Here is a 23,836-nt window from a genome sequence, read left to right as displayed (position 1 = left end):
CGTTTCAAGGAGACTGGAAGTCGGAAGGTAGGAGGCTTCATCATGGCTGTTCTTGTCGCCTATGCAAGTGCACTGGGTTCCACCCGCGAGATCGCCCAGCACATAGCTTCCCGGATTGCGGTCAAAATGGGGAAGGTCGAGTGCAGGTCCGTCGAGGACATCGGGTCGGTCTCCTCGTACGAGGCTGTTGTTGTGGGGAGCGCCATCCACAACCAGGCGTGGCTGCCCCCGGCCGCCGCGTTTCTTGCACGCCATGCGCCTGAGCTGGCCAAGCGACCTGTCTGGGCCTTCAGCGTGGGGATGTCGGACGCCCTGCCAAAGCCGTTCCGCAAGCGGGGTGCGGCGATACAACAGGCACGCCTGGCGGGAGTTCTCGCCAAGGACGTTGAGCTTCGCGGCCACAAACTCTTCTCCGGTGTCTACGAGGCCGCCCAGATGCCGGCACTGCTCCGGGTGTTGTTCCGCCTCACCGGCGGCCAGTTCGGGGATTTGCGGGACTGGGCTGCTGTCGACGCCTGGACGGATGAGGTAACCGCCCAATTGGCTAACCCTGCTCCGTCCGCGCCGGCAGGCAGCGCCCCGGCCTAGCAGGTCAGCTGCGCCGGGTTTCCCCGGAACCGTGCCACAGGCAGGCGTCCACCTCGAACGGCAGCAACTGGTCCTGCTGGGCCATGACGTTGGCTCCGTGGGCCGTAACCCGCCGCATGAAGTGCCGCCTGCACAATGTCTCATAGCCCACCACCGGGGCGTGGTCCGCTGTGCCGGTGGACGCCGGATCTCCGGCCATGTCGACGTCGCCCACCACCACCTGAGCCCCTTCGGTGACCATCACTCCGTCAATGGTCCGTGCATTATGGGTGGCCCGGCGTCCGCACCAGCACAAGGCCTCCACCTGCAGGACCTGGACGCGGTCCGCCAACTCGATCAGCCGCTGCGATCCCGGGAACAGCCGGGTCCGGAAATCCGCGCTGATCCCAAACGCAAACACGTCGACGTCGATCTCGTCCACAATCCGGGCCAGCTGTTCCACCTGCTCCGGCGAGTAGAACTGGGCTTCGTCGCAGATGAGGTAGTCCACCCGCAGGCCGCGGGTGCGCCGCTCGATCACTTCGTCCCAGAAATCCGTGGTGTCCTGGACCTCAACGCAGTCCGTCTCCAGTCCGAGTCGGCTGGAGATCCTTGCACCGCCCGCCCGGTCGTTGCGGCTGAACCGGACACCGCCGCGCCCGCGGGCACGGTGGTTGTGGTCCATCTGCAGGGCCAGGGTGGATTTCCCGCAGTCCATGGTGCCTGAGAAGAAAACGAGTTCAGCCACGCGCTCCCTTTCTGCCTTGAGCCTGGAAACACAACAGCGGAACCTCTCGCTCCGCCTTGGTCAGCGATCCGTGCTGTCCTACGACCTCCAGCGCGGTGGGGCGCACTCGGCGCGTGTCGTAGAACGCCAGGGCATCCCGGGCGGCGATCATCACGTCCCCGATGCGCGGGCTGACCTCCGGCCGGACATCGCCGAACAGCCCGGCGGCCACGGCCTGCTCCCGGGTGAACGCCCAGATCCTGTCGCCGAACCGTTCCCGCCAGGACCCGATGAGCCTGGCGCGGTCCTGTTCCCCGGCGTCCGGCTCAAGGTACAGGTGCACCATGCGCGGCTCCCCCGCTGTGTGCCGGACCCCGGCAACGAGGTCAGGATCCGCCGAGTAGTCGAGGCGCTGTGATTCGGGAACGTCGAGCATGCCATGGTCCGCCGTCAAAAGGACCGTGGTGCCCGGCGGAAGGGTGGCGTTAAGCCGCTTGACGGTGGCGTCCAGTTCTTCAAGCTGGTGTTCCCACTGGGCCGACTGGCAGCCATAACGGTGTCCGGCCTTGTCCAGGTCGTTGACGTAGAAGTACATCAGGGAGCTTTCGGCAGCAATCATGGCGTCGGCCGCTGCGGCAGTCCTGGCATGCGGAGTTGCGGCGGCGATAAAGCGGCCACCCCGCAGGGCAGCCTGCGTCATGGGTGAGTCGCCGAACTGGGGAAGGCTGATGGTGGTGACGTCGGTGTGGGCGGCGGCGCGCTCGAACACCGTGGGAAAGGGCTGCCACTCCCGGGGGTCCACTCCGGCGTCCCAGTTGCCCAGCATATTGACAACCTTGTCCTGTGCCGGGTCCAGGACGTCGTAGCCCACCAGTCCGTGCTGGCCGGCCGGGAGCCCGGTTCCAAAGCTGGCGAGGGAGGATGCAGTGGTAGAGGGAAAAGCGGAATCCAGGGCTACCGGCACCTTTCCCTGTCCCTGCTGCATCACGGACCGGAGGAAGGGGGTGTGCGCCGACTTCTGTTTCAGCAGGCCGCGGCCCAGGCCATCTGCCAGGACCACGCACACCCGCTTGGCGGCAGGCAGGTTCAACCGGTTATCGAAGCCCTCAATCCCAAGGCTGGCTGCCGCACTGGTGAGGACTTCCGCGATGGAGCGTTGACCGAACGCGGGCGCGGCGGGCATCGACGAAGGAGCGGGGGTTCCCTCCGCGACGGCTATTGCTGACGGTTCACGGTTGTTTCCGGGCGTCATCTCAGCGCTGGTGCCCGCGGCTGAGGCGGTTTCCGAAGACACCGGTGCGGGGTCGCGGCGCGGACACGGGGCTGTGCGGCACGGGCGCCGGCGAACCGGTGTTGACCGCACGAAGCGCCCGGGCGAACAGCTTGGCGTCCTGGACGGCCTGCAGGCCGTCAGCTTCGGCGCTGATGCGCAGCACAATGTCTTCCTGGGCGATGGTGCCGCTGTAGCCGTGGTCCGCCTCGCACTGCGGATCCCCGCAGCTGGCCGGTCCCATGTCCAGCCGCTGGCCGCCGGACCAGGCGATGGAGAGGGTGAGTTCCCGGACAGGATCGGAGGGCTTGTAGTTCTGCGGCTGGGCGTACATGTAGCTCAGCACCACGGAGCGGATCTGCGCCACGGGCACGGACTCGGTGGAGATTTGGGCGACGATCTGTTCCCCGGCCTCGTCCAACTGCTGGTCGTCAACGTGGGCGATGACCAGCATGTCGTCCGTCAGCACCAGCACGGTGATGTGGCGGCGGACTTCTGCCCGGTCGAAATGGGTCTCAAGGTGCACAAGGTGCGCCATGCAGTCGCGGCCGTCCAGTGCATCGTCAACAACATCGGCTACCAGCCGGGGGTAGAAGCCTGCCTGCTGGAGGGCCCCGTCAAGGCTCTGGCCCTGGGCACCGTGGTCATGCGCGTTATGGCTGTGCGGGGCCTGGTGGCCGGTTCGGGGTGCTTGCGGCTTCGACGTGGGAGGCTGGGGACTCATTACCCCATTTTCACAGATCGGCTGGGCACTTGCTAACTGTGCTAACTCCGCATCGCACGCCGGGCGCTGTCGGTCCGCTGGGCTGCGTTCGCGATCCGGACATCGGCCGCCAGGATCGATGCGCCCCGCGGGCCGGCCAGGACAGGATTGAACTCAACGAGCGCTATTTCGGGATGGTTGTCCTTGAGCCGGGTCAACCGCGCAGCGATGTCCTCCAGCGCCGCGACATCCACGGCCGGCAGGCCCTGGTAGCCAAACAGTTTCCGGGCTGCCCGCGGTGCGCGGATGAAATCGTGGACATCGGCGCCGGACAGCGGCGGCACCCGGTGGGCCCAGTCCTCCAGCAGGTTCACGGCGTCGCCGGCCAGTCCGAAGGAAACCACCGGGCCCAGCAGCGGATCCTCAATCGCCCGGAAGGTGCAGGCCTGCCCCACAGGCGCCATCGTCTGGACCTCCATGGACGGCGAGCCGTACGGCGCCAGGGCGCGGTGCATTTCAACGATGTTCCGCCGCAGGGAGTCCGCGTCCTGGATGTCCAGCCGCACCCCGCCCAGATCCAGCCGGTGGCGCAGTGCCGGGTCCGTTGTCTTGAGCACCACAGGCCAGCCCAACCGCTCCGCGGCCGCCACGGCCTGGTCCGGCGTCTCGAACCCCTCGGACGGAACAACGCGGATGCCGTAATGGGCCAGCAGCGTTGCTGCCCTCGCAGGGTCAAGCTGCACCAGCTGTTCACCGGGGACGTCATGGAGCATTTCCTCAAGCTCGGTCCTGACACTTTCCGGCTCGCAGCCCTCCGGCTCCACGAACAGGCCCTGGTCGCGGTCCACCCACTCGGCGTACTTGACCACGGCGGCGAGCGCCGCGACGGCGGCGCCGGGATTGGAGTAGCAGGGCACTGATCCGCTTGCGGACTCATGCTCCACGGAGTGCACCGGCCCGGCTTCGGCCCCCACCATTCCCTCGACGTAGACGGACGGGTCCAGGATCCCGGTGAACGCGGCGACCACCGGTTTCCCGGCCGCGGCGGAGCATTCCGCCAGGACTCCGGCAATTCTTTCCACGGTCAGGCCCCGTGCCGGCAGCAGCGCCACCACCACGGCGTGGACGGAGTCCGCAGCGAGTGTCCTGGCCAGGCTCTCGCGGAGGGCAGGCAGCGCCAGGGACATGCCGGCGTCGAGATCCACGTCGGTGACAATCTGTTCAACCCCGAGCCCGTTGGCTGCGGCACTGTCCGCCACCACTTTGCCGAGCGCGCGGGAGTTGCTGAACACGGCGATGTCCGCCCCGGCAGGCAGCGGCTGGCCGGCCACAATCTGTGCCACGTCCATCAGCTGTTCAATGGTTTCAACCCGGATCACGCCGGACTGGCGCATCATCGCGTCCAGGGCGCCGGCGGGGGCCTGGGTGGTCCGCACCGCATGCCCCGGGGGCAGCTGGAGGCCCGTGGCGTCCGACTTCGCCACAATGACGGGCTTGGTGCGGGCAAGGCGCCGCGCCAGCCGGGAAAACTTACGCGGATTGCCGATGGATTCCAGGTACAGCCCCACCGCGGCGGTGTCGGCGTCGTCTTCCCAGAACTGCATCATGTCGTTGCCGGAGACGTCCGCCCGGTTGCCGGCCGACAGGAAGGTCGAGAGGCCCAGCCGGCGCCGGCTGGACGCCGCGTACAAGGCCACTCCGATGGCGGCGGACTGGCTGAACAGGCCCAGACCGCCGCGGCGCGGCAGGCTCGGCGCCATCGACGCATTCAGGGACACGGCGGGGTTGGTATTGACGATGCCCAGGGATGCCGGTCCGATCACGCGCATTCCATTGGATCTGGCCTGGCGGACCAGCTCGCGCTGCCGTCCCAGCCCGCGTTCGCCGTCGTCGGCGTACCCGGCCGTCGCCACCACAACGCCCTTCACGCCTGCGGCTGCGCAGTCAGCCACCACGTTCGGTACTTCCTCGTACGGCACGGCGATGATGGCCAGCCGGACAGGGTCCGGCACGTCCGAGAGCCTGGCGAAGGACAGCATGCCGGCGAGTTCGAGTGCCTCGGGGTTGATGGCATAGACCGGCCCGGTGAAACCGCCTTCGATGATGTGTTCGAGCAGCTGGTAGCCGATGGTGCCCCATTTGCGGCTGGCACCGATCACGGCCACCGACGACGGCGCCAGCAGCCCCTGGATGCTGCGCGCCTCCGCGCGGTGCTCCCGTGATTCCATCACGGCCCGGGACTTTTCCGTGGGGTCGATGTTGAACTCCAGGCTCACGACGCCGTCGTCGAAGTGCCTCTTGACGTCGTAGCCGGCGTCGGAGAAGACCATCAGCATTTTGCGGTTTTCCGGCAGCACTTCGGCACTGAACTTCCGGATCCCGTTTTCGCGGGCGGCGGCGGCCAGGTGCTCAAGCAGGATCGACCCGATGCCGCGGCCCTGGTGGGCGTCGGCTATATTGAAGGCAACCTCGGCTTCTTCGGGATCGGCCAGCCGGTCGTAGCGGCCGATGCCCAGGATTTCACCGCCGATGGTGATCACCAGCGCCACCCGGTCCTTGTAGTCCACTTCCGTGAAGCGCTTCAGCTCCTTGCTGGAGAGCCGCGCCTTGAAGGCGAAGAACCGCATGTAGATGGATTTTTGCGACTGGCCGGTATGGAAAGCCTGTACGGCGTCGGCATCTGCGGGGTGGATCGGGCGCAAATGAGCCGTCCCTCCGTCCCGCAGAACGACATCGGCTTCCCAATATTCCGGATATACGCCGTCCCCGGGCTGATCCACCATAGGCTTAGCCTAGCTAAAATTCGCCAGTAAACCGTTAAGGATCCACCAGCCCCATGGCCCGCCGCCAAAGTTCCGCCCCGGCAGGGGACGCCGTCCAGGACTACACCGAGAACATTGTTGACATCGACGTCACGTCGGAAATGGAAGGCTCGTTCCTCGAGTACGCCTATTCAGTCATCTATTCGCGGGCCCTCCCGGACGCCCGTGACGGCCTGAAGCCGGTGCAGCGGCGCATTCTCTACATGATGAGCGAGATGGGCCTGCGTCCGGACCGCGGCCACGTGAAGAGCGCCCGCGTGGTGGGCGAAGTCATGGGCAAGCTGCACCCGCACGGCGACACGGCGATCTACGATGCCATGGTGCGCATGGCACAGGACTTTTCGCTGCGGCTGCCGCTGATCGACGGCCACGGCAACTTCGGCTCGCTCGACGACGGCCCGGCGGCCCCGCGGTACACAGAGGCCCGCCTCGCGGCGGCGGCGCTCACCCTCACCGACCACCTCGACGAAGACGTGGTGGACTTTGTCCCCAACTATGACAACCAGCTGACCCAGCCGGATGTCCTCCCGGCGGCTTTCCCCAACCTGCTGGTCAACGGCGCCACCGGCATCGCCGTCGGCATGGCCACGAACATGGCCCCGCACAACCTCGTGGAGGTCATCTCCGCCGCCAGGCACCTGATCGCGAACCCGGAGGCCACCCTCGAGGACCTCATGCGCTTCGTCCCCGGCCCGGACCTGCCCACGGGCGGACGGATCGTGGGACTGGACGGCATCCGGGACGCGTATGCCACCGGCCGTGGCTCGTTCAAGACCCGCGCCAAGGTGGAGGTGGAGCAGCTGTCCGCCCGCCGCACCGGCCTGGTGGTCACCGAACTTCCCTACATGGTGGGCCCGGAGAAGGTGATCGAGAAGATCAAGGACGCCGTCAACGGCAAGAAGCTGACCGGCATCAGCGACATCGTGGACCTCACCGACCGCAAGCACGGGCTGCGGCTGGTCATCGAGCTGAAGAACGGCTTCAACCCGAACGCCGTGCTCCAGCAGCTGTACCGCTACTCGCCCATGGAAGATTCCTTCGGCATCAACAACGTGACGCTGGTGGACGGCCAGCCGCAGACGCTGGGGCTGGTGCAGCTCCTCTCCGTCTACGTCGACCACCGCATCACCGTGGTGCGGCGCCGGACGGCCTTCCGGCTGGCTAAGAAAAAGGACCGCCTCCACCTGGTGGAGGGCCTCCTGATCGCCATCGTGGACATCGATGAGGTCATCCAGATCATCCGGTCCTCCGACGAGGTTGCCGCCGCCCGAGAACGCCTCATGTCGATCTACGACCTCACCGAGATCCAGGCGAACTACATCCTGGAACTCCGGCTCCGGCAGCTGACCAAGTACTCCCGGATCGAGCTCGAAAAGGAGCAGGACCAGCTCAAACGCGAAATCGCGGAACTGGAGGCCATCCTCGGTTCGGACCAGCGCCTGCGCGAACTGGTGTCCGACGAACTCGGCGACATTGCCGAGAAGTACGGCACGCCCCGCCGGACAGTCCTGCTCGAGTCCGAAGCGGTCTCCCCCACCGTCGCCGCGCTGGCTGCTGCGCCCGGCGGCAAGGGCAAGGCGGCCCCGCTCGCACTCGAAATCGCCGACGACCCCTGCTGGGCCATCCTGACCGCCAGCGGACAGATCGCCCGGACCTCCAACCAGGAACCCCTCGCCGAGTCCGGACCGCGGTCAAAGCACGACGTCTTCCGGTCCGTGGTGAAAACCTCCGCGCGCGGCGAGATCGCCGCCGTCACATCCCTGGGCCGGATGCTGCGCCTCCAGGTCATGGACATGCCCGTACTGCCGCCGATGTCCGGGCTTCCCAACCTGGCCGGCGGCGTGCCCGCCAAGGACTTCATCACCCTGCTGAAGGGTGAAACGCTGGTTGCGTTCGCTCCGCTGGACTCCGTGCTGGCGATCGGTACGGCGCAGGGCATCGTCAAACGCGTGCAGCCCGACTACCCCCTCAACCGCGAGGACTGGGAAGTCATTGCCCTCAAGGACAAGGACACGGTGGTGGGCGTTGAACCGGCCGGGTCCGACGACGTCGACCTCGTGTTCCTGACCAGGCAGGCCCAGCTGCTGCGCTTCAGCGCGGCAAATGTCCGGCCGCAGGGCCGCACCGCGGGCGGCATGGCGGGGATCAAACTGGCCGCCGGGGACCAGGTGCTGTTCTTCGGCACCGTCGCCCCGGGCGACGAGGACGCCGTTGTGGTGACGGTGTCCGGGACCGAAGGCGCCCTGCCGGGCACGGCTCCCGGGGCCGGGAAAGTCACTGCTTTTGCGGAGTACCCGGCCAAGGGCCGGGCCACTGCCGGAGTCCGTGCGCACCGGTTCCTGAAGGGCGAGGATACCCTCCTCATCGCGTGGGCCGGACACGGCCCGGCCAAGGCGTCCTCGCTGGCCGGGGTGGCGCGGTCGCTTCCGCAGGAACACGGCCGCCGGGACGGCTCCGGCATCCCGCTGTCGCAGGCAGTGGACGCCATTGGGCCCAGCATGACCCGGGCCTAGACTACTGGCATGCCTATCATCCCTGACGAAAAGGACTGGACCTGGGTGCTGACCCGGGTCTGCCCGGAATGCGGTTTCGACGCCTCGACGGTCACTCCGGCCACGGTTCCCGGGAGTGTCACCAACATGCTTCCCCGCTGGCGGGCGGCGCTGCGTCGGCCGGACGTCGCGGAACGCCCGGACGACGCCACGTGGTCCGTACTGGAGTACGCCTCGCATGTCCGGGACGTCTTCGGCCTTTTCGACCACCGGCTGAACCTGATGCTCAGCGAGGACAACGCCCGCTTCGAGAACTGGGACCAGGACAAGACCGCCGTGGAGCAGGACTACGCCAACGCGGACCCCGCGGTCGTCAGTGTTGAACTGACATCCGAGGGAGAACAGATCGCGGGGTCGTTCGCCGCCGTGCACGAGGACGAATGGGGCCGGAAAGGCTTCCGGAGCAACGGTTCGGAGTTCACCGTCATGACCCTCGCGCAGTACTTCCTTCACGACGTCGTCCATCACCTGCACGACATCGACGCCTGACGTCCGCCGCTGACGACAGTTGGCTGAGCACCGGATCAGCTGCCCTCCGGAAGCTCCTTGTCCCAGGCCAGGCTCCGGTTGACTGCGGCGTACCCCATCTTTTCGTAGAGGGCCAGTGCGCCGGTGGGATTCTCTGAATCGACATCCAGGGAAGCGCGGTCCATCCCGGCCGCCGCAAAGCGCCGCATCGCGTCAGCGAGCAGGGCCTGGGCGATACCGCGTCCGCGATACTCACGGCGGACGCCCAGCAGGTCCGTGTAGCCCTCGCTGTAGCCACGGGACGCCGCGCTGTCCGGATCGTGGCTGGCCAGCTGGTAGCCCGCGACGGTCCCTGAGGCACGGTCCAGGACCACGGCGCTCAGGTCCGGCCTCGCCTGTGGATCATTGACGGTGAAACCCCAGGACTCCTCATCCCGCGGCTCGCTGCCCCAATGGTCGCGGAAGGCCGCGTTGTGGGCCTGCCGGACGCCTTCACTGAGCTCCGCGTGCATGGTCACGAGGTCCAGCCCGTCATCGAGCCGCACCTCCGGAAGGGCAGTGCCGTCCAGGCGCCGGTGCATCTCGTTGAAATAGCGGACCACCCGGAATCCGGATTTGCGGAGCAGCTGCTGCTGGTGCTCGTGCTGCTGCTCCATGTGGATCCGCAGACGCGGCACGGGGCGCTCCCGCAAGGGCTCATTGTCCCCGGGGGCGCCGTCCTCAGGTGCGCTATCCTCCGCGAAGCGCTGGAGGGTCCGTTCGCTCAGCCATCCCAGCAAGGCCGTGCCGATCCCCCGGCGCTGCCAGGCGGGGTCGACACAGCCGAAGCCGTAGGCTTTGTCGCCTTCCCTGTTCTTCGTGATGCGGGCGTAGGCGCGGGGAACCTTCCCGCCATCCAGCACCAGGATGGTGTTGGCGGCCGGAGGGTTCTTTTTTGACTGCAGGATCTGCTCGAGGTCGGCGGCGCGCTCGAACCACACCGGCCGTTCAGCCTCGGCCGTCCGGGCGATCAGGGCAGCCCACGCCTCAATGTCACCCTCCGCCGCAGGACGCCACACCAAACCCGCCCGGGTGAGTGCATTTCGCCAGGATCCCGGCACCGGGGCATCGTCGTTCAGCATGGCAACAGGCTAGCTGCCGGCCCCGCCCCCCGCCAGAACCGGAACGACGACGGTGCCCGCTCCTGCGTCAAGGTCCAGCCTGCGGTCCGCCGGGTCAATGTCGTCAGGATTGTGGGTGACCAGCACCACGGTCCGCCGAGTGAGCCCCCTGCGGAGGTCAGCCAGCATTTCCCTGCCCGCCTCCGCGTCCAGGTGCGCGGTGGGTTCGTCCAGCAGGATCACATCGGCGCCGGTCATGAGCGTCCTGGCGACAGCCAACCGCTGGCGTTCGCCGCCGCTCAGGAACGCGCCGCCGGGCCCGATCCGGGTGTCGGCACCGTCCTCCAGCCGGCGCAGCAGCGGCTCGAGCCCCACGGCAGCCAGGGCCTCGGCCATCTCCTCTTCGGCCGTGCCGGCCGCGCCCTCCGGCCGGCCCAGCAGGAGGTTGCCGCGGATGGTGGAATCGAAAAGGTGGGCTTCCTGCGGGCACCATGCCACCCGTCCGCTGACTGCAATCCGTCCGGAGTGCGGCGGCAGGAACCCGAGCATAACGGCCAGCAGGGTGGATTTTCCGGATCCGGAGGCGCCTGTCACGGCCAGCCACCGGCCGGGTTCCGCGGTCGCGGAGACGCCCGTGAAGACCACCGGTCCTGCGGGCCAGGCCGCGGACAGGGCCTGGAGCTCCAGGCCCGGCTGCCCGCCGGAGCGCGGGTCGACTGGCTCCAGCCCGCCGGTCCCGGCGTTCGATGCTTGTGCCCCCCTTGCCCGGGCATCGGATATGCCTGGTTCGCCTGTGGCGGGGGCATCCAGCACACCGGCCTCGCTGATCCGGTCCAGGACCTGGCGGAGCGCCGGGTACTGTCGGACCGCCGTCGTGATGGCGGCGTACGGATCCACTAGGGCGAGCTGCAGCAGGACGACGACGGCGGCGGTGGCCGCCGCAACGGAGCCGTCCATCACCTGGGGTCCGGCCAGCACAGCACTGGCCAGGGCGGCGGCGCCGCAGGCCAGGACAGTGAGCGCCTGGCCCAGTCCTTCCGCCCACGCGGAGCGCTGCGAGGCGGCGGTTGCCTCCTTGTCGGCGTCGCCGATGGCGGCCAGCACCGGGCCCGCAACACCGTTGGCGTGCAGTTCGGCCCGCGCATCCAGCGCTGCGGCAACGTCACGCAGGACCCCGGAACGCAGCCGCTGTTCGGCCTGGGCGGACATCCTGTCCGTCAGGAGGGCAGCCGCCGGTGCGGCCACCAGGGACACCAGCGCGGCGGCGATGGCTGCCGGCAGCGCCACCGGCAGCAGCAGCGCAGTGGCCGCCACGGCAGAGGCCCCCACCGCTACTGCTGTGACGGGCGGCAGGACCACCCGGGGAAGCAGGTCCCGTACGGTGTCGACGTCGTCAATCACTGTGCCCAGGACGTTGCCGCCCTGCAGGAGCCGGCGCAGGGAGAGGGCCCGGCGGCTCAGCGAATCCCACAGCCGGCCGCGCAGCCTGGTGAGCGAGGCGAACACGGCGTCGTGCAGCAGGAGCCGCTCGGTGTAGCGCAGGACGGCCCTGCCGATGCCGAAGAACCGCACACCCACGATGGCGGTGAGGAGGTAGAGAATGGGCGGCTGCTCGCTGGCCCGGATGATGAGCCAGCCGGACAGGCCCGCAAGGGCCACCGCGAACAACGCCGCCAGGACCCCCACGATGCCGGCCGCGCCGAATTTGAGGGACTCCGGCCGCAGGAGCCGGAAGATCCGGGCCGGGGTGTTGCCGCTGGCCGGAGCCGGGACAGCGCCGCCGTCATCCGCAGGCGTGCGGGCCGCGGTGCCGGCGGGCGTGGCGGCCGGGGTGACGGCGGGCGTGGCCGGAGTGCCGTCCGCTGTCCGACCGGCGGCCGGTTCCACCGCCCGCGCCGCTACGGCCGCGGCGGCAGGGTCCAGAACCGGCCGTGCCGGGGCAGAGGCCGCCCACACGGCCACTACATGGTCCGCGAGTTCCCGGGTGATCCGGTCGTGGGCCACCAGCAGGACGGTGGCCCGGCCGCGCAGCTTCAGGATGGCTTCGTTGACCACGTTGGCGGATTCGCGGTCCAGGTGCGCAGTGGGTTCGTCGAGCAGCAGCAGCGTGGCACCGGCCTCAATCCGCGCCAGGCCACGCGCCAGGGCAACCCTGCGCAGCTCCCCCGGACTGAGCTCGGCGGGGTGCTTTCCGGCCAGGTGTCCTGCTCCGGCTGCCACGAGGCAGCGCTGTGCGGCAGCGGCAGAGTCAGCGGCAGCGGTGCCGGTGTCGGCACCGTCCGTCAGGTAGAGCCGCACTTCGGCCAGGACGCTTGTCGCCACCATGACCGGGTGCTGCGGCACCCAGGCCACGTCCGACCGCACGAACCCCGCAATGCGTCCGCTCACCACAGCACCGCCGCCGGTGCCAACGGTTCCGGCCAGGACGCCCAGGATGGTGCTCTTGCCCGCGCCGCTGGCGCCGTCGAGGGCGGTGATCCGGCCTGCCGGCGCCTCAAAGCTGAGCGGTCCGACGGCGGGTTCCAACCGTCCGCCATAAGTCACCGTCAGGCCCCGGACGGTAATCACCGGAAGGTCCGCGCCGACGTCGGACGCCTTCTCCAGGGGCTGCGGGCTGCCTTCCGCACTGAGGCCGTCCTGCGGCACCAGCGGCTGGACTTCAGGCGCATCCATGACCGCGGTGACCTCGGCCAGGGCGGCACGGCCGTCGTCGCTGGCGTGGTGGGCGGTGCCCAGTTCCCGCAGCGGCAGGTAGCAGTCGGGTGCCAGGATGAGGGCCAGCAGCCCGGCCTCCAGCGCCATGTCCCCGTGCACCAGGCGCACGCCGATGAAGACGGCCACAACGGCCACCGAGATCGTGGCGATCAGTTCGAGGGCCAGGGCGGAAAGGAAGGCCGTCCGGAGGGTTTCCATGGTGCGGGACCGGTACTGCTCGGAAATATCCTCCAGCGCCTTGCGCTGGGCGCTGGCCCGGCCCAGCCCCACCAGCACGGGCAGCCCTTTGGCCAGTTCCAGCATGTGGCCCGACAACCGGGCCAGGGCCGATTGCGCGGCCCGGACCCGGTCCTCGGTATAGCGTCCGATCAGCACCATAAAGACAGGTACCAGCGGCACGGTCAGCACGATCACCACCGCGCTGACCCAGTCGGCGAACAGGATGCGGGCGCCAAGCAGGAGCGGGATGGCGGCGCAGTTGACAAGGGCCGGCAGGAACTGCGTGTAGTAGCTGTCCAGCGCGTCGAGGCCCCTGGTGGCCAGGATGGCCAGGCCGCCGTCGGACGGACCTGCAGCACGCGTGCCGTTCCTCAACGCACGTTCCAACAAGGCGGCGCGCAGTTCTTCCTTGACCCCGAGGGCGGCCCGGCGGGACGCCACGCCCTGCGCCCACACAGTCAGGGACCGAAGGATCACGCCGGCAAGTCCCCAGCCCAGCTGGTCTGCCCACGCCGGGCTCTGGGTTACCAGCCCGGCCAGGACGGATGCCACGGCCTGGCCCATCAGCACCAGTGACAGCGCCTTGAGTGCTGCGAGGAGGCCCAGCCAGTAGAGGGCCAGTCGGTTTGCGGGTCCGGCCGGGAACTGCGGTCTCATGTGGTCCTAGTCCTTGGGTGCCAGCGCCCTGGCGGCGATGGCGGGAAGGAAGCTGTGGGCTTCCGGAATGTGCGCGGCGCTGACGCGGCGGCGGAACACCCAGTAGGTCCAGGCCTGGTAGGCCAGCACCAGCGGCAGTCCCACGCAGGCCACGATGCTCATGAGTCCCAGGGTGTAGTCGGAGGATGAGGCATTGGAAATGGTCAGGTTGAAGTCCGGGCTGATGGTGGAGGGAAGCACCACCGGGAAGGCCGCACCGAAGATGGAGGCGCTGCCCAGGAGCAGGAACACCCCGAGCGACAGGAACGCCTTCCCTTCCAGGCCGTTCCGACCAAATTGCCAGGCGAACACTGCTGCCACAACGCCAGCGGCAACCGCCGCGACGGTCCACACCTCGCCGCTGAGAAGCTGGACGCTGATGGCCCAGCCGGCGATGGGGAGCAGGAGGACCGGCAGGAGCCGGACAAACCAGTTGCGGGCACGGTGCCTGACGTCGCCGTCGGTCTTCAGCGCCAGGAACGCCAGCGCGTGCAGCAGGGAGAAGCACACCACGGCAAGCCCGCCCAGGACGGCGTAACCGCTGAACCAGGCGAACGGTCCGCCTTCGCGGTCACCGTTGGCGTTGAGCGGAAGCCCGGTGGTGGTCAGGGCCAGTGCCGCGCCCACGCCGAAAGCGGCAACGAGGGAGCCGGCCGCAATGGCCCAGTCCCACACCGCGCGCCAGCGGTCCGTGTCCACCTTGCCGCGGTATTCGAAAGCCACGGCCCGGAAGATGAGGGCCACGAGGACCAGCAGCAAGGGAAGGTAGAGGGCGGAGAACAGGGAGGCGTACCAGAGCGGGAAGGCGGCGAACGTGGCGCCGCCGGCGGTCAGCAGCCATACCTCGTTGCCGTCCCAGACGGGTCCGATCGTGTTGAGCAGGACGCGGCGTTCGGTGTTATTGCGGGCGAAGAGCTTCATCAGCATGCCGACGCCGAGGTCGAATCCTTCGAGAAAGAGGTATCCCGTCCACAACACCGCGATGGCGATGAACCAGATGGTGGGCAGCAGTTCCATTGTCGAATTTCCTCTGCGCTTAGTAGGCGAATGCCAGGACGTCGTCGGAGCCGCCGGGTTTGCCGGTGCCGGAGCCCGGTGTGGCGTCCTCGTTTTCGTCAACCGGGGCGTGGGCGAGTTCGGGCATGGCGGACACGACGCCGCCGCGGATGTACTTCACCAGCAGCTTCACCTCCACCACCAGCAGCACGGCGTACACGGCCGTCAGGACCACCAGGGAGGTGAGCAGTTCCCCGGCGGAAACGCCGGGTGAGACGGCGGCAGCGGTGAACATGAAGACCTGGTCGATGCCGCTGGGATCGGGATTGGGTGCCACAACGAACGGCTGGCGGCCCATTTCGGTGAAGATCCAGCCGGCGGCATTCGCGCCGAACGGCGCCAGGACGCCGACGACGGCGAGCCGCATCAGGCCGCGGGAGGCCGGCACGGTGCCCTTGCGGGTCACCCAGAGGGCCACAAGTGCCGCCAGGGCGGCCAGCCCGCCGAATCCGATCATCATCCGGAAGCCCCAGTAGGTCACTTCCATGACCGGAACGTACTCGATTTCCTGCCCGGCCCGGTCACCGTAGATGGGGTTGTCCGGAAGGTGGGTTCCGTAGTCGGCCTTGTACTGGTCCAGCAGGCTGTTGACGCCCTTCACCTCGGTGGTGAAATCGCCCTTGGCGAGGAAGGACAGAATCCCGGGAACTTCGATGACAGCGACGATGTCGTCGCAGTTCTTCGAGCCGAGGTTGCCGACGCTCAGGACAGAGAAGCCGGTGCCGTCGTGGCACGCAGCCTCGGCCGCGGCCATTTTCATGGGCTGCTGTTCGAACATGAGCTTGCCCTGGAGGTCTCCGGTGAGGGCCGTGCCGGAGAAGGAAATCATGGCAACGACGGCGCCGATGCGCAGCGAGCGGATCCACACCTTGTGGTCAGCCTTGTCCCGGCCCGGGATGTCCGCTTCACCGGGAATGACCTTGCCGTCCGCGCCCACAGTGTCGATCCCGTCATGGCGTCGGCGCCACAGGTGGTACCAGGCAATGCCCAGCAGGAAGCCTCCGGCCACGGCCAGGGCACCGAAGAGGGTGTGCGGGACGGCGACGAGGGCGGTGTTGTTCGTGAAAACGGCCCAGGCGTCGGTCATGACCGGGCGCCCGTTGATCATTTCCACACCGACGGGGTGCTGCATCCAACTGTTGGCCACGATGATGAAGTACGCGGAGAACACGGAGCCCACCACAGCGATCCAGAGGCAGGCAAGGTGGACTCCCCTTTTGAGCTGCTTCCAGCCGAAGATCCACAGCCCCAGGAAGGTGGATTCCACGAAGAAGGCCAGGAGCGCCTCGAGCGCCAGCGGCGCCCCGAACACGTCGCCGACGAAGCGGCTGTACTCGCTCCAGGCCATTCCGAACTGGAACTCCTGCACGATGCCGGTGGCAACGCCCATGATGAAGTTGATGAGGAAGAGTTTCCCCCAGAACTTGGTCATGCGCAGATACTCCGGTTTGCCGGTGCGGTACCAGACCGTCTGGATGACTGCCACCACGAGGCCCAGCCCGATGGTCAGCGGGACCATCATGAAGTGGTACACGGTAGTGATTCCGAATTGCCAGCGTGCGATTTCCAAAGCGTCCAAGGCAGTCCCTACTTTTGGCTAGGCTTTCATCAGTCCAAGTCTTCTACACCTCGTAGAAGACCAACTTCTACAGAGTGTAGAACACTTTCGGCATGCAGTGTAAACAACAGTTCCACTGGCCGCAGCCACTGGCAAGGGCGCGACGCGCCGACTGTTCTACCTCATGTAGAAAGAAAGTCAAAAAAGAGGTAAATTTAGAACTTAAGTATTCGAACTACGCTCCGCGATTGCCGCTCCGGCTTCGCGGATCGGACCTTTAAGAAGGATGTACGGAATGGCAAGTCTTGGTGAACTGGAACGGGCAGTGATGGATCTGCTCTGGGCAGGCCAGGAAGCGGCCACCGCCAACACCCTGAGGGACCTGCTGGCGCAGAGCACCCAGGCCCAGGGCGGCAACGCCGGCCACGAAGGCAAGGATCTCGCCGTCACCACCGTTCTGACCGTGCTGTCACGGCTGGAGAAGAAGGGGCTGGTTGAGCGCGAACGCGGCACCCGTCCCCACCGCTACCAGGCCGTCTCCAGCCGGGCGGACCACACCGCAGAGCTGATGCATGAAGTTCTGGGCTCGGCGCCGGACCGCGAAGCCGTCCTTGCCCGCTTTATTGGCTCCGTCACCGAAAGTGAAGCCGAAACTCTGCGCAAACTGCTTGGCCACATCTAATAGCGCATGTTCTGGACCTCATATTTGCTGGCGGTCCTGGCGATAGTCCTGGCGTGGCCGGTGCCTATCCTTCTCTCGCGCGCGCAATGGCCGGCCCGGTCACCGTTCACCGCCATGCTGCTCTGGCAGGCAATCGGCCTCGCCGGCGGCCTGTCAATGATTGGCGCCATGCTGGTCTACGGCCTCGAGCCGATCGGTGACAATCTCCTGGCCGGCCTGGGCGCACTGGCCGGCATGGTCCTTTTTAATGCCCCCACGACGGCGCTGGGCTTCTGGCATCTTTTTGCGCTGTCGGCGGCCGCCCTCCTCACTGCCCACCTCGTTTTTACCTTGCTGCTCACCTACTACCGGATCGAACGCCAGCGCAGGCGCCACCGCGAGCTCCTGGCGCTCCTGGCGTCCCCGTCGACGGACGGTCCCGGAACCGTGGTCATCAACCACGATTCCCCCGTGGCCTACTGCCTCCCCGGCGGCGCCCGCTCCGTCACGGTCCTGAGCGACGGCCTGATGGCGGCCCTGGAGCCTGCGGAACTGCGTGCTGTGCTGATCCACGAAAACGCCCACCTGAGCCAGCGCCACCACCTCCTGCTGTGGGCTTTCGCGGCGTGGCGCCAGGCCCTCCCCTGGCTTCCGACCACCCGCCTCGCCCAGGAAGCCGTGAGCTCGCTGATCGAAATGCTCGCTGACGACGTCGCGCTGAAGACCGAAAGCAAAGCCACGTTGATCAAGGCCATTGCCATTGTTGCCAGCGGGCCAAGCGGTGTGCCCGCCACCCGGGTGGCATTCAACGGCGGCGCCGGACTTCCGTCGGCAGCAGACGGAATTGTCGACGGCGGCATCCAGGGGGCGTCCGGAGGCGCCGGTTCGGCCGGCACCACAGCATCCAGGGTGAGCCGGCTCCTGTCCCCCAAGGACCCGCTGTCGGCACCGCTTCGGGCCCTTGTCCTGGCGTGCTGCCTGCTGCTGCTGGCGGTGCCCACAGCCCTGCTGATCGTCCCGGGGCTGCTCGGCTAGCAGGACACCCGGCCGCCCCGTGGGCGGCCGGACGGCAGTCGGCCGCCGGGTACTGCCCGGCCCGCTACTACCCGGCTATCCGGTTCCAAGGGTCAGGCGTCGATCCGCTCCCGGTCCAGGCTCGCGGCGCCGGCGATGATGAAGTCCTTGCGCGGCGCGACGTCCGAGCCCATCAACAGGTCGAACGTTTCCTCGGCCTGCTTGGCGTTTTCGATCCCCACCTTCCGAAGTGTCCGGTGGCGCGGGTCCATGGTGGTTTCCGCCAGCTGTTCGGCGTCCATTTCACCCAGGCCCTTGTAGCGCTGGATGGGCTCCTTGTAACGCTTGCCCTCCTTGGCCAGCCGGGCCAGCAGGACGTGGAGCTCGGCCTCGGAGTAGGTGTAGATCATCTCGTTGGCTTTCTGCCCCGCGTTGATCACCTCCACCCGGTGCAGCGGCGGCACTGCGGCGAACACCCGGCCCTCATCGATCATGGGCCGCATGTAACGGAAGAAGAGCGTGAGGAGCAGAGTGCGGATGTGGGCGCCGTCCACGTCGGCGTCGGTCATGAGGATCACCTTGCCGTAGCGTGCGGCGCCGATGTCGAAGCTGCGCCCTGACCCTGCACCCACCACCTGGATCAGCGCGGCGCACTCGGCGTTGGACAGCATGTCCCCCACCGAGGCCTTCTGGACGTTGAGGATTTTGCCGCGGATCGGCAGGAGTGCCTGGAAGTCGGAGGAGCGGGCAAGCTTGGCTGTTCCCAGCGCGGAGTCACCCTCCACGATGAACAGCTCCGAGCGGACCACGTCATCGGTGCGGCAATCGGCGAGCTTCGTGGGCATCGATGACGTCTCCAGTGCGTTCTTCCGGCGTTGCGTCTCCTTGTGGACGCGCGCCGAAATGCGGGACTTCATCTCGCTGACGATTTTCTCCAGGAGGAGCGCGGACTGGGCCTTGTCATTGCGGTTGGCCGAGTTCAGCTTCGCGTTGATCTCCTTCTCCACCACCCGGGCCACAATGGCCCGCACCGCGGACGTGCCGAGGATCTCCTTGGTCTGGCCCTCGAACTGCGGCTCGGCCAGGCGTACGGTCAGCACGGCAGTCAGCCCTGCGAAAATGTCATCTTTCTCGATCTTGTCGTTGCCGGCCTTGAGCTTGCGGGCGTTCGCCTCAACAGCCTTGCGGAAGGTCTTCACCAGTGCCTGTTCGAACCCGGACTGGTGCGTCCCGCCCTTGGGAGTGGAGATGATGTTGACGAAGCTGCGGACCGTGCTGTCATAGCCGATTCCCCAGCGGAGAGCCACGTCCACTTCACAGTCGCGTTCCACCTCGGCCAGCTGGCTGTGGCCCCGCTCGTCCAGGACCGGAACGGTTTCCTTGAACTTGCCCGAGCCGTGCAGCCGCCAGGTGTCGGTGACCGCAGGATCCGCGGCGAGGAAGTCCACGAACTCGGAGATGCCGCCGTCGTGATGGAAGACTTCCTCGTGGCCGCCCAGCTCGCCCGGCGTGCCCGGGATCCTGCGCTGATCGCGGACGGTCAGCTTCAGGCCCGGGATGAGGAAGGACGTCTGCCGGGCACGTGCGGCCAGCTCGTCGTACGAGAATTTGGCGTCCGGGGTGAAGATCTGGCGGTCAGCCCAGTAGCGGATCCGGGTGCCGGTGACCCCGCGCTTGGCCTTGCCCACGACGTCCAGGACGGAGTCATTAACGAACGGTTCGAACGTCGCAGCGGGGTCGGGCTTCGTCCCGGGGTCCTTGAACCGCCCCGGCTCACCGCGCCGGAAGGACATTTTGTAGGTCTTCCCGCCGCGGTCCACTTCCACGTCCAGCCGGGAGGACAGCGCATTGACCACCGAGGCGCCCACTCCGTGCAGGCCGCCGGACGCCGTGTAGGAGCCGCCGCCGAACTTTCCGCCGGCGTGCAGCTTGGTGAAGACAACCTCGACGCCGGTCAGTCCGGTCTTGGGTTCGACGTCGATGGGAATCCCGCGTCCGTCATCGTGGATCTCGACGGAATTGTCGGCGTGCAGGATGATCTTGATGTCGTGGCCGAACCCGGCCAGCGCCTCGTCGACGGAGTTGTCGATGATCTCCCACAGGCAGTGCATCAGGCCGCGGGAGTCGGTGGAACCGATGTACATGCCCGGGCGCTTACGGACGGCCTCGAGGCCTTCCAGTACAGACAGGTGCCGGGCGGTGTAATCAGAACTTGGTGCCACGGGTTGTGAACTCCTTCAGTGACGGGACTACTAATGCTTTTGACGCTCTTCCTAGGTTAGTCGGCCCGCGCCGGGACGCCCGCCAGCCACTCCAGCAGCCGCGGCAACGCGCGGTCCCCGTTACGGAACGGTGATACGCGCACAGCGAAAGTGATCCATCCTTGTCATGGTTTTGCTTCGAATGCTGGTTATATAGATATACAGATCTACTAAGGAGGCCGAAATGACAACAGCAGTTGCGGACCGCACGCTCAACGCACTGGACCGGTGCGATCGTTGCGGAGCACAGGCGTACGTCCGGGTTGTTCTTGAGTCCTCCGGCGGGGAGCTGCTCTTCTGCGGCCACCACGCACGGGCAGTCGAAGCGACGCTCAAGCCGCTGAGTTCCGACTGGCACGACGAGACGGGCCGGCTTCACGAGAAGCCGCCGGTATCGGTGGACTAAGCAACTCTCTGGTTAGAACAGGGCTCCTCCGCTTCGGAGGGGCCCTGTTTGCTTGCCGTCGACTTCCGGACGATGCCACGACATGGGAAAGGCCCCGCCAATTGGCGGGGCCTTTCCCATGTGTGAGGGCGGGTTAGTCCAGGTAGTCGCGCAGGACCTGGGACCGGGACGGGTGCCTCAGCTTGGACATCGTCTTCGATTCGATCTGGCGGATACGCTCACGCGTCACTCCGTAGACCTTGCCGATTTCGTCTAAAGTCTTCGGCTGTCCGTCGGTGAGGCCGAACCGCATGGCGACAACGCCGGCTTCGCGCTCGGAGAGGGTGTCCAGCACCGAGTGCAGCTGTTCCTGCAGCAGGGTGAAGCTCACCGCGTCGGCCGGGACCACGGCCTCGGAGTCCTCAATGAGGTCACCGAATTCCGAGTCGCCGTCTTCGCCCAGCGGCGTGTGCAGGGAAATCGGCTCGCGGCCGTACTTCTGGACCTCGACGACCTTCTCGGGTGTCATGTCCAGTTCGAGGGCCAGCTCTTCGGGCGTAGGTTCGCGCCCGAGATCCTGCAGCATCTGGCGCTGCACACGGGCCAGCTTGTTGATGACTTCGACCATGTGCACCGGAATACGGATGGTGCGGGCCTGGTCGGCCATGGCGCGCGTGATGGCCTGGCGGATCCACCAGGTGGCGTAGGTGGAGAACTTGAAGCCCTTGGTGTAGTCGAACTTCTCGACCGCACGGATGAGGCCCAGGTTGCCTTCCTGGATGAGGTCGAGGAAGAGCATGCCACGGCCGGTGTAGCGCTTGGCCAGGGAGACGACGAGACGGAGGTTGGCCTCCAGCAGGTGGTTCTTGGCACGCTTGCCGTCGTGGATGACGAACTCGAGCTCGCGCTTGAGCTTCGGATCCATGGAGCCGTCGTCAGCCGCGATCTTCTCTTCGGCGAACAAGCCCGCCTCGATGCGAAGGGCGAGGTCCACTTCCTGTTCAGCGTTCAGCAGGGCAACCTTGCCGATTTGCTTCAGGTAGTCCTTGACGGGGTCGGCCGTAGCACCGGCGGACATGACCTGCTGGACAGGCGCGTCGTCGTCGTCGGCGTCGGAGTAGACGAAGCCGGACCCGGTGGCAGCGGCACCGGTCTTGCTGGCGGCTTCCTCCTCGCTCAGTTCGGACGGATCCGGAGTGACGTCGTCAAGATCTTCATCCAGTTCGACATCCTCTGTATCGTCGTCGTCCGACGTGCGCGTCTTGCCGGCCTCGGCGGCAGCCTTGGCGCCGGGCTTGGGTCCGCGCTTTTTGGGCTCGGGTTTGGCCGGGGCGCCGCCCTCGGCGGAAGCAGCATCCTTGACAGCCTTATTGGCTGCACGCGTGGCGGCACGCTTGGCGCTCGTCGCCGCCTTCTTCTCCTCAGGGGACAATTCGGCCTGGTCGGCGGGTTCCTTCTTCGCGGAAGACGGGGTCACAGAAAACCTTTCTAGCGGCGGTCTGTGGAATCACCATGCGGGCAACACCACTATGACCCTGTCAAGTCCGTGATTCACATCAGGTGCGATCGCGGCCGGCAGAGTCATTAAGTAGAACTGCCGGAACGGCCGTAATGTTCCCGTTTCCGGGCATCACTACATGCACTTGATTCACGGACCCAACCGGGTCTCGGCAACCATTGTCTCATGATTTTCCCAATCGGCGCCTCACGGCGGTCCGCAGGCCCCAATGTTTCGGCCGGGCTGCCTTGCCCTGCCGGGCGTCCGCCCGGACAGCCCGGCCCTACGCCGCGTCTGTTTCGAACTTCTGCCACGCGGCGTCGCGGCGCCCTGCCCATCCGCAGAGCGTCCCCCGGCTGACCAGTTCGGACAAGAGCCCAGCCAGCCGGTATCCAGGGTGCACTGCGAGGGCCTGGTCCAACAGGGCATGGGCAAACGAGCCCCTGCCCCGGCACCATTCGATCCAGCCCCGTCCCGTCAGCGACGCCGCACCGCCTTCGCCTCCGCCTGCCGCGCCCAGCTGCAGAAGGACCACTTCCAGCGTCCGCATCCGGTTCCAGCGCGGTGAAGCCGGCGCCAGCCCCAACAGCACATCCCCGTAGCCGGGGACCGGGTAGGCAGCATCCTCAGCCGGGGACGCCGCCGGTAGTCCGCCCAGGGGCGGTGACACCACCGGCAAGTCACCGTCCGGTTCGAAGATCCCGAAGTCCTCCGCACCCTGCTCCGCTGCCTGCCGGCCCGCTGCGCTCATCACCAGTACGGCGTCCCGCCAATGGGGCACGCGCAACGAAGCCCGCAGGTACCCGGCCAGCGTTGCCGGAAGGAGCGTCCCCGGGTCAGCTGCCAGTACGCGCCCCCAGACATCCAGGACCATGGCGAACTGGGATCGGCTCCCCCGGAGCGCAACAAGTTCCTTGGCCCAGCGCTCTTCGGATTCCAGCACGGACCCGTCGGCCCGGGCCGCCACGGGCGGGGCAACGGCTGCGGCGGAAGGGTCCTCCCCCACGCTGCTGCCCCGGAAAACCATCTCGGCGTTCAGCCTGCTGTCCCTGATCTCGTCCACCGAGCGCCCGGGAAACGGGCAGCAGGACGGGTCAAAGCAATGCGCGTTCCGCCAGAAGGCCTCTCCGACATACCAGGCGTCGCGGACCGGACGCCCGGATACTTCCAGCTCCACCTCCAGTGCTGCCAAAAGCCATGCCAAAGTCCCCTCCGCCGGCACTCCGGCGGGAACACCGCCGGGAACAGAGTCTGCGCCGGCGAACCATCCTTCATCGCTGAAGAGCACCAGCAGGGTGCCGTCGGCGTCGTGGTCCGCTTCAAGATACTCCCTGACAGTGCGCGCAAACCGGCGCAGCCCCGCATCAGAGTCGAGTACGGGCAAGTCCACGCGGAGGGTGGCGCCGAGGCGTTTCCCCTGCATGGTCATGGCCACCAGGCTGTTGGCCGGCCAGTAGCCGAGGGAGTGCGGAATAAAGCCCAGGATGTCCTCAGGGCCGGTGATGGTCAGTCGTTCTGGAGTCGGTCGTTCCGGAGGTGTCATGCATCCAGACTTGTACGGCCG

17 protein-coding genes are annotated in these 23,836 nt (G+C 67.1%); 6 read left to right on the top strand and 11 right to left on the bottom strand.

The features are described from left to right. Positions 1-42 precede the first annotated feature (42 nt). The gene (locus tag AC1MDG_RS08355) at positions 43-588 is read left to right on the top strand and encodes a flavodoxin domain-containing protein (protein WP_479808517.1); all 546 of its coding nucleotides are present in this window, start codon (positions 43-45) and stop codon (positions 586-588) included. A gap of 4 nt (positions 589-592) precedes the next feature. Here the strand turns inward: AC1MDG_RS08355 and AC1MDG_RS08350 are convergent, their stop codons facing one another. The 4 genes from AC1MDG_RS08350 to AC1MDG_RS08335 are packed head-to-tail and all read right to left on the bottom strand — an operon-like array spanning position 593 to position 6,050. Continuing rightward, positions 593-1,315, bottom strand: a complete 723-nt coding sequence (locus AC1MDG_RS08350) for a thymidine kinase (RefSeq protein WP_043480579.1) — start codon at positions 1,313-1,315, stop codon at positions 593-595. Beyond that, entirely contained in the window at positions 1,308-2,546 is a 1,239-nt protein-coding gene (locus AC1MDG_RS08345) for an alkaline phosphatase family protein (RefSeq protein WP_479809055.1), read from the bottom strand. The genes AC1MDG_RS08350 and AC1MDG_RS08345 overlap by 8 nt, the downstream gene beginning before the upstream one ends. 1 nt (position 2,547) lies before the next feature. Next, positions 2,548-3,288, bottom strand: coding sequence for a DUF5998 family protein (locus tag AC1MDG_RS08340; protein ID WP_479808516.1), 741 nt, complete (start codon positions 3,286-3,288; stop codon positions 2,548-2,550). A 41-nt stretch (positions 3,289-3,329) separates the two neighbouring features. After that, on the bottom strand, positions 3,330-6,050 hold the full coding sequence (locus AC1MDG_RS08335) for a bifunctional acetate--CoA ligase family protein/GNAT family N-acetyltransferase (protein WP_479808515.1): 2,721 nt from the start codon (positions 6,048-6,050) through the stop codon (positions 3,330-3,332). A 53-nt stretch (positions 6,051-6,103) separates the two neighbouring features. Between AC1MDG_RS08335 and AC1MDG_RS08330 the strand changes: the two genes are divergently transcribed. Both AC1MDG_RS08330 and AC1MDG_RS08325 read left to right on the top strand, forming a co-directional pair. Beyond that, positions 6,104-8,602 (top strand): DNA gyrase/topoisomerase IV subunit A, encoded by a 2,499-nt coding sequence (locus tag AC1MDG_RS08330; RefSeq protein WP_479808514.1) that lies wholly within the window; start codon positions 6,104-6,106, stop codon positions 8,600-8,602. 9 nt (positions 8,603-8,611) lie between these two features. Further along, positions 8,612-9,130: a DinB family protein gene (locus AC1MDG_RS08325; protein ID WP_479808513.1), complete on the top strand. Its 519-nt coding sequence runs from the start codon at positions 8,612-8,614 to the stop codon at positions 9,128-9,130. Between the two features lie 35 nt (positions 9,131-9,165). On the opposite strand, the gene AC1MDG_RS08320 is transcribed toward AC1MDG_RS08325, so the two are convergent. From AC1MDG_RS08320 to AC1MDG_RS08305, 4 genes are read right to left on the bottom strand one after another with little or no spacing between them, the layout of a single operon-like run. After that, a complete protein-coding gene (locus AC1MDG_RS08320) occupies positions 9,166-10,230 on the bottom strand; it encodes a GNAT family N-acetyltransferase (RefSeq protein ID WP_479808512.1) in 1,065 nt (354 codons plus the stop codon). 9 nt (positions 10,231-10,239) lie between these two features. Continuing rightward, entirely contained in the window at positions 10,240-13,800 is a 3,561-nt protein-coding gene (gene cydD, locus AC1MDG_RS08315; RefSeq protein WP_479808511.1) for a thiol reductant ABC exporter subunit CydD, read from the bottom strand. A 6-nt stretch (positions 13,801-13,806) separates the two neighbouring features. Next, on the bottom strand, positions 13,807-14,856 hold the full coding sequence (gene cydB, locus AC1MDG_RS08310) for a cytochrome d ubiquinol oxidase subunit II (protein WP_479808510.1): 1,050 nt from the start codon (positions 14,854-14,856) through the stop codon (positions 13,807-13,809). A gap of 19 nt (positions 14,857-14,875) precedes the next feature. Further along, a complete protein-coding gene (locus AC1MDG_RS08305; protein WP_479808509.1) occupies positions 14,876-16,474 on the bottom strand; it encodes a cytochrome ubiquinol oxidase subunit I in 1,599 nt (532 codons plus the stop codon). Between the two features lie 274 nt (positions 16,475-16,748). Here AC1MDG_RS08305 and AC1MDG_RS08300 point away from each other — a divergent pair, with 274 nt between their 5' ends. Together AC1MDG_RS08300 and AC1MDG_RS08295 are read left to right on the top strand one after the other, a co-directional pair. Continuing rightward, the gene (locus AC1MDG_RS08300; RefSeq protein WP_479808508.1) at positions 16,749-17,135 is read left to right on the top strand and encodes a BlaI/MecI/CopY family transcriptional regulator; all 387 of its coding nucleotides are present in this window, start codon (positions 16,749-16,751) and stop codon (positions 17,133-17,135) included. Between the two features lie 6 nt (positions 17,136-17,141). Continuing rightward, entirely contained in the window at positions 17,142-18,149 is a 1,008-nt protein-coding gene (locus AC1MDG_RS08295) for a M56 family metallopeptidase (protein WP_479808507.1), read from the top strand. Positions 18,150-18,241: 92 nt separating this feature from the next. On the opposite strand, the gene AC1MDG_RS08290 is transcribed toward AC1MDG_RS08295, so the two are convergent. Continuing rightward, positions 18,242-20,350, bottom strand: coding sequence for a DNA gyrase/topoisomerase IV subunit B (locus tag AC1MDG_RS08290; protein WP_479808506.1), 2,109 nt, complete (start codon positions 20,348-20,350; stop codon positions 18,242-18,244). Between the two features lie 223 nt (positions 20,351-20,573). Here AC1MDG_RS08290 and AC1MDG_RS08285 point away from each other — a divergent pair, with 223 nt between their 5' ends. Further along, positions 20,574-20,795 carry a DUF7455 domain-containing protein gene (locus AC1MDG_RS08285; protein ID WP_028270844.1) on the top strand — a complete coding sequence of 74 codons (222 nt, stop codon included), beginning with the start codon at positions 20,574-20,576 and terminating at the stop codon, positions 20,793-20,795. Positions 20,796-20,928: 133 nt separating this feature from the next. Here the strand turns inward: AC1MDG_RS08285 and AC1MDG_RS08280 are convergent, their stop codons facing one another. Beyond that, positions 20,929-22,251: an RNA polymerase sigma factor gene (locus tag AC1MDG_RS08280; RefSeq protein ID WP_043480555.1), complete on the bottom strand. Its 1,323-nt coding sequence runs from the start codon at positions 22,249-22,251 to the stop codon at positions 20,929-20,931. Between the two features lie 304 nt (positions 22,252-22,555). Beyond that, a complete protein-coding gene (locus tag AC1MDG_RS08275) occupies positions 22,556-23,815 on the bottom strand; it encodes a DUF4192 family protein (protein WP_479808505.1) in 1,260 nt (419 codons plus the stop codon). Between the last annotated feature and the right edge of the window lie 21 nt (positions 23,816-23,836).

This window comes from Arthrobacter sp. AIWTK1 (assembly GCF_056680535.1).
Note: the sequence above shows the minus strand (reverse complement) of the source record. Positions and strands in the feature narration are given on the sequence as shown.

Bases quoted from the DNA above. Each gene is read 5' to 3' on its own strand.
- AC1MDG_RS08355 (WP_479808517.1), top strand. From the start codon at position 43: ATGGCTGTTCTTGTCGCCTATGCAAGTGCACTGGGTTCCACCCGCGAG.
- AC1MDG_RS08345 (WP_479809055.1), bottom strand. From the start codon at position 2,546: ATGACGCCCGGAAACAACCGTGAACCGTCAGCAATAGCCGTCGCGGAG.
- AC1MDG_RS08340 (WP_479808516.1), bottom strand. From the start codon at position 3,288: ATGAGTCCCCAGCCTCCCACGTCGAAGCCGCAAGCACCCCGAACCGGC.
- AC1MDG_RS08335 (WP_479808515.1), bottom strand. From the start codon at position 6,050: ATGGTGGATCAGCCCGGGGACGGCGTATATCCGGAATATTGGGAAGCC.
- AC1MDG_RS08330 (WP_479808514.1), top strand. From the start codon at position 6,104: ATGGCCCGCCGCCAAAGTTCCGCCCCGGCAGGGGACGCCGTCCAGGAC.
- AC1MDG_RS08325 (WP_479808513.1), top strand. From the start codon at position 8,612: ATGCCTATCATCCCTGACGAAAAGGACTGGACCTGGGTGCTGACCCGG.
- AC1MDG_RS08320 (WP_479808512.1), bottom strand. From the start codon at position 10,230: ATGCTGAACGACGATGCCCCGGTGCCGGGATCCTGGCGAAATGCACTC.
- cydD (WP_479808511.1), bottom strand. From the start codon at position 13,800: ATGAGACCGCAGTTCCCGGCCGGACCCGCAAACCGACTGGCCCTCTAC.
- cydB (WP_479808510.1), bottom strand. From the start codon at position 14,856: ATGGAACTGCTGCCCACCATCTGGTTCATCGCCATCGCGGTGTTGTGG.
- AC1MDG_RS08300 (WP_479808508.1), top strand. From the start codon at position 16,749: ATGGCAAGTCTTGGTGAACTGGAACGGGCAGTGATGGATCTGCTCTGG.
- AC1MDG_RS08295 (WP_479808507.1), top strand. From the start codon at position 17,142: ATGTTCTGGACCTCATATTTGCTGGCGGTCCTGGCGATAGTCCTGGCG.
- AC1MDG_RS08285 (WP_028270844.1), top strand. From the start codon at position 20,574: ATGACAACAGCAGTTGCGGACCGCACGCTCAACGCACTGGACCGGTGC.
- AC1MDG_RS08275 (WP_479808505.1), bottom strand. From the start codon at position 23,815: ATGACACCTCCGGAACGACCGACTCCAGAACGACTGACCATCACCGGC.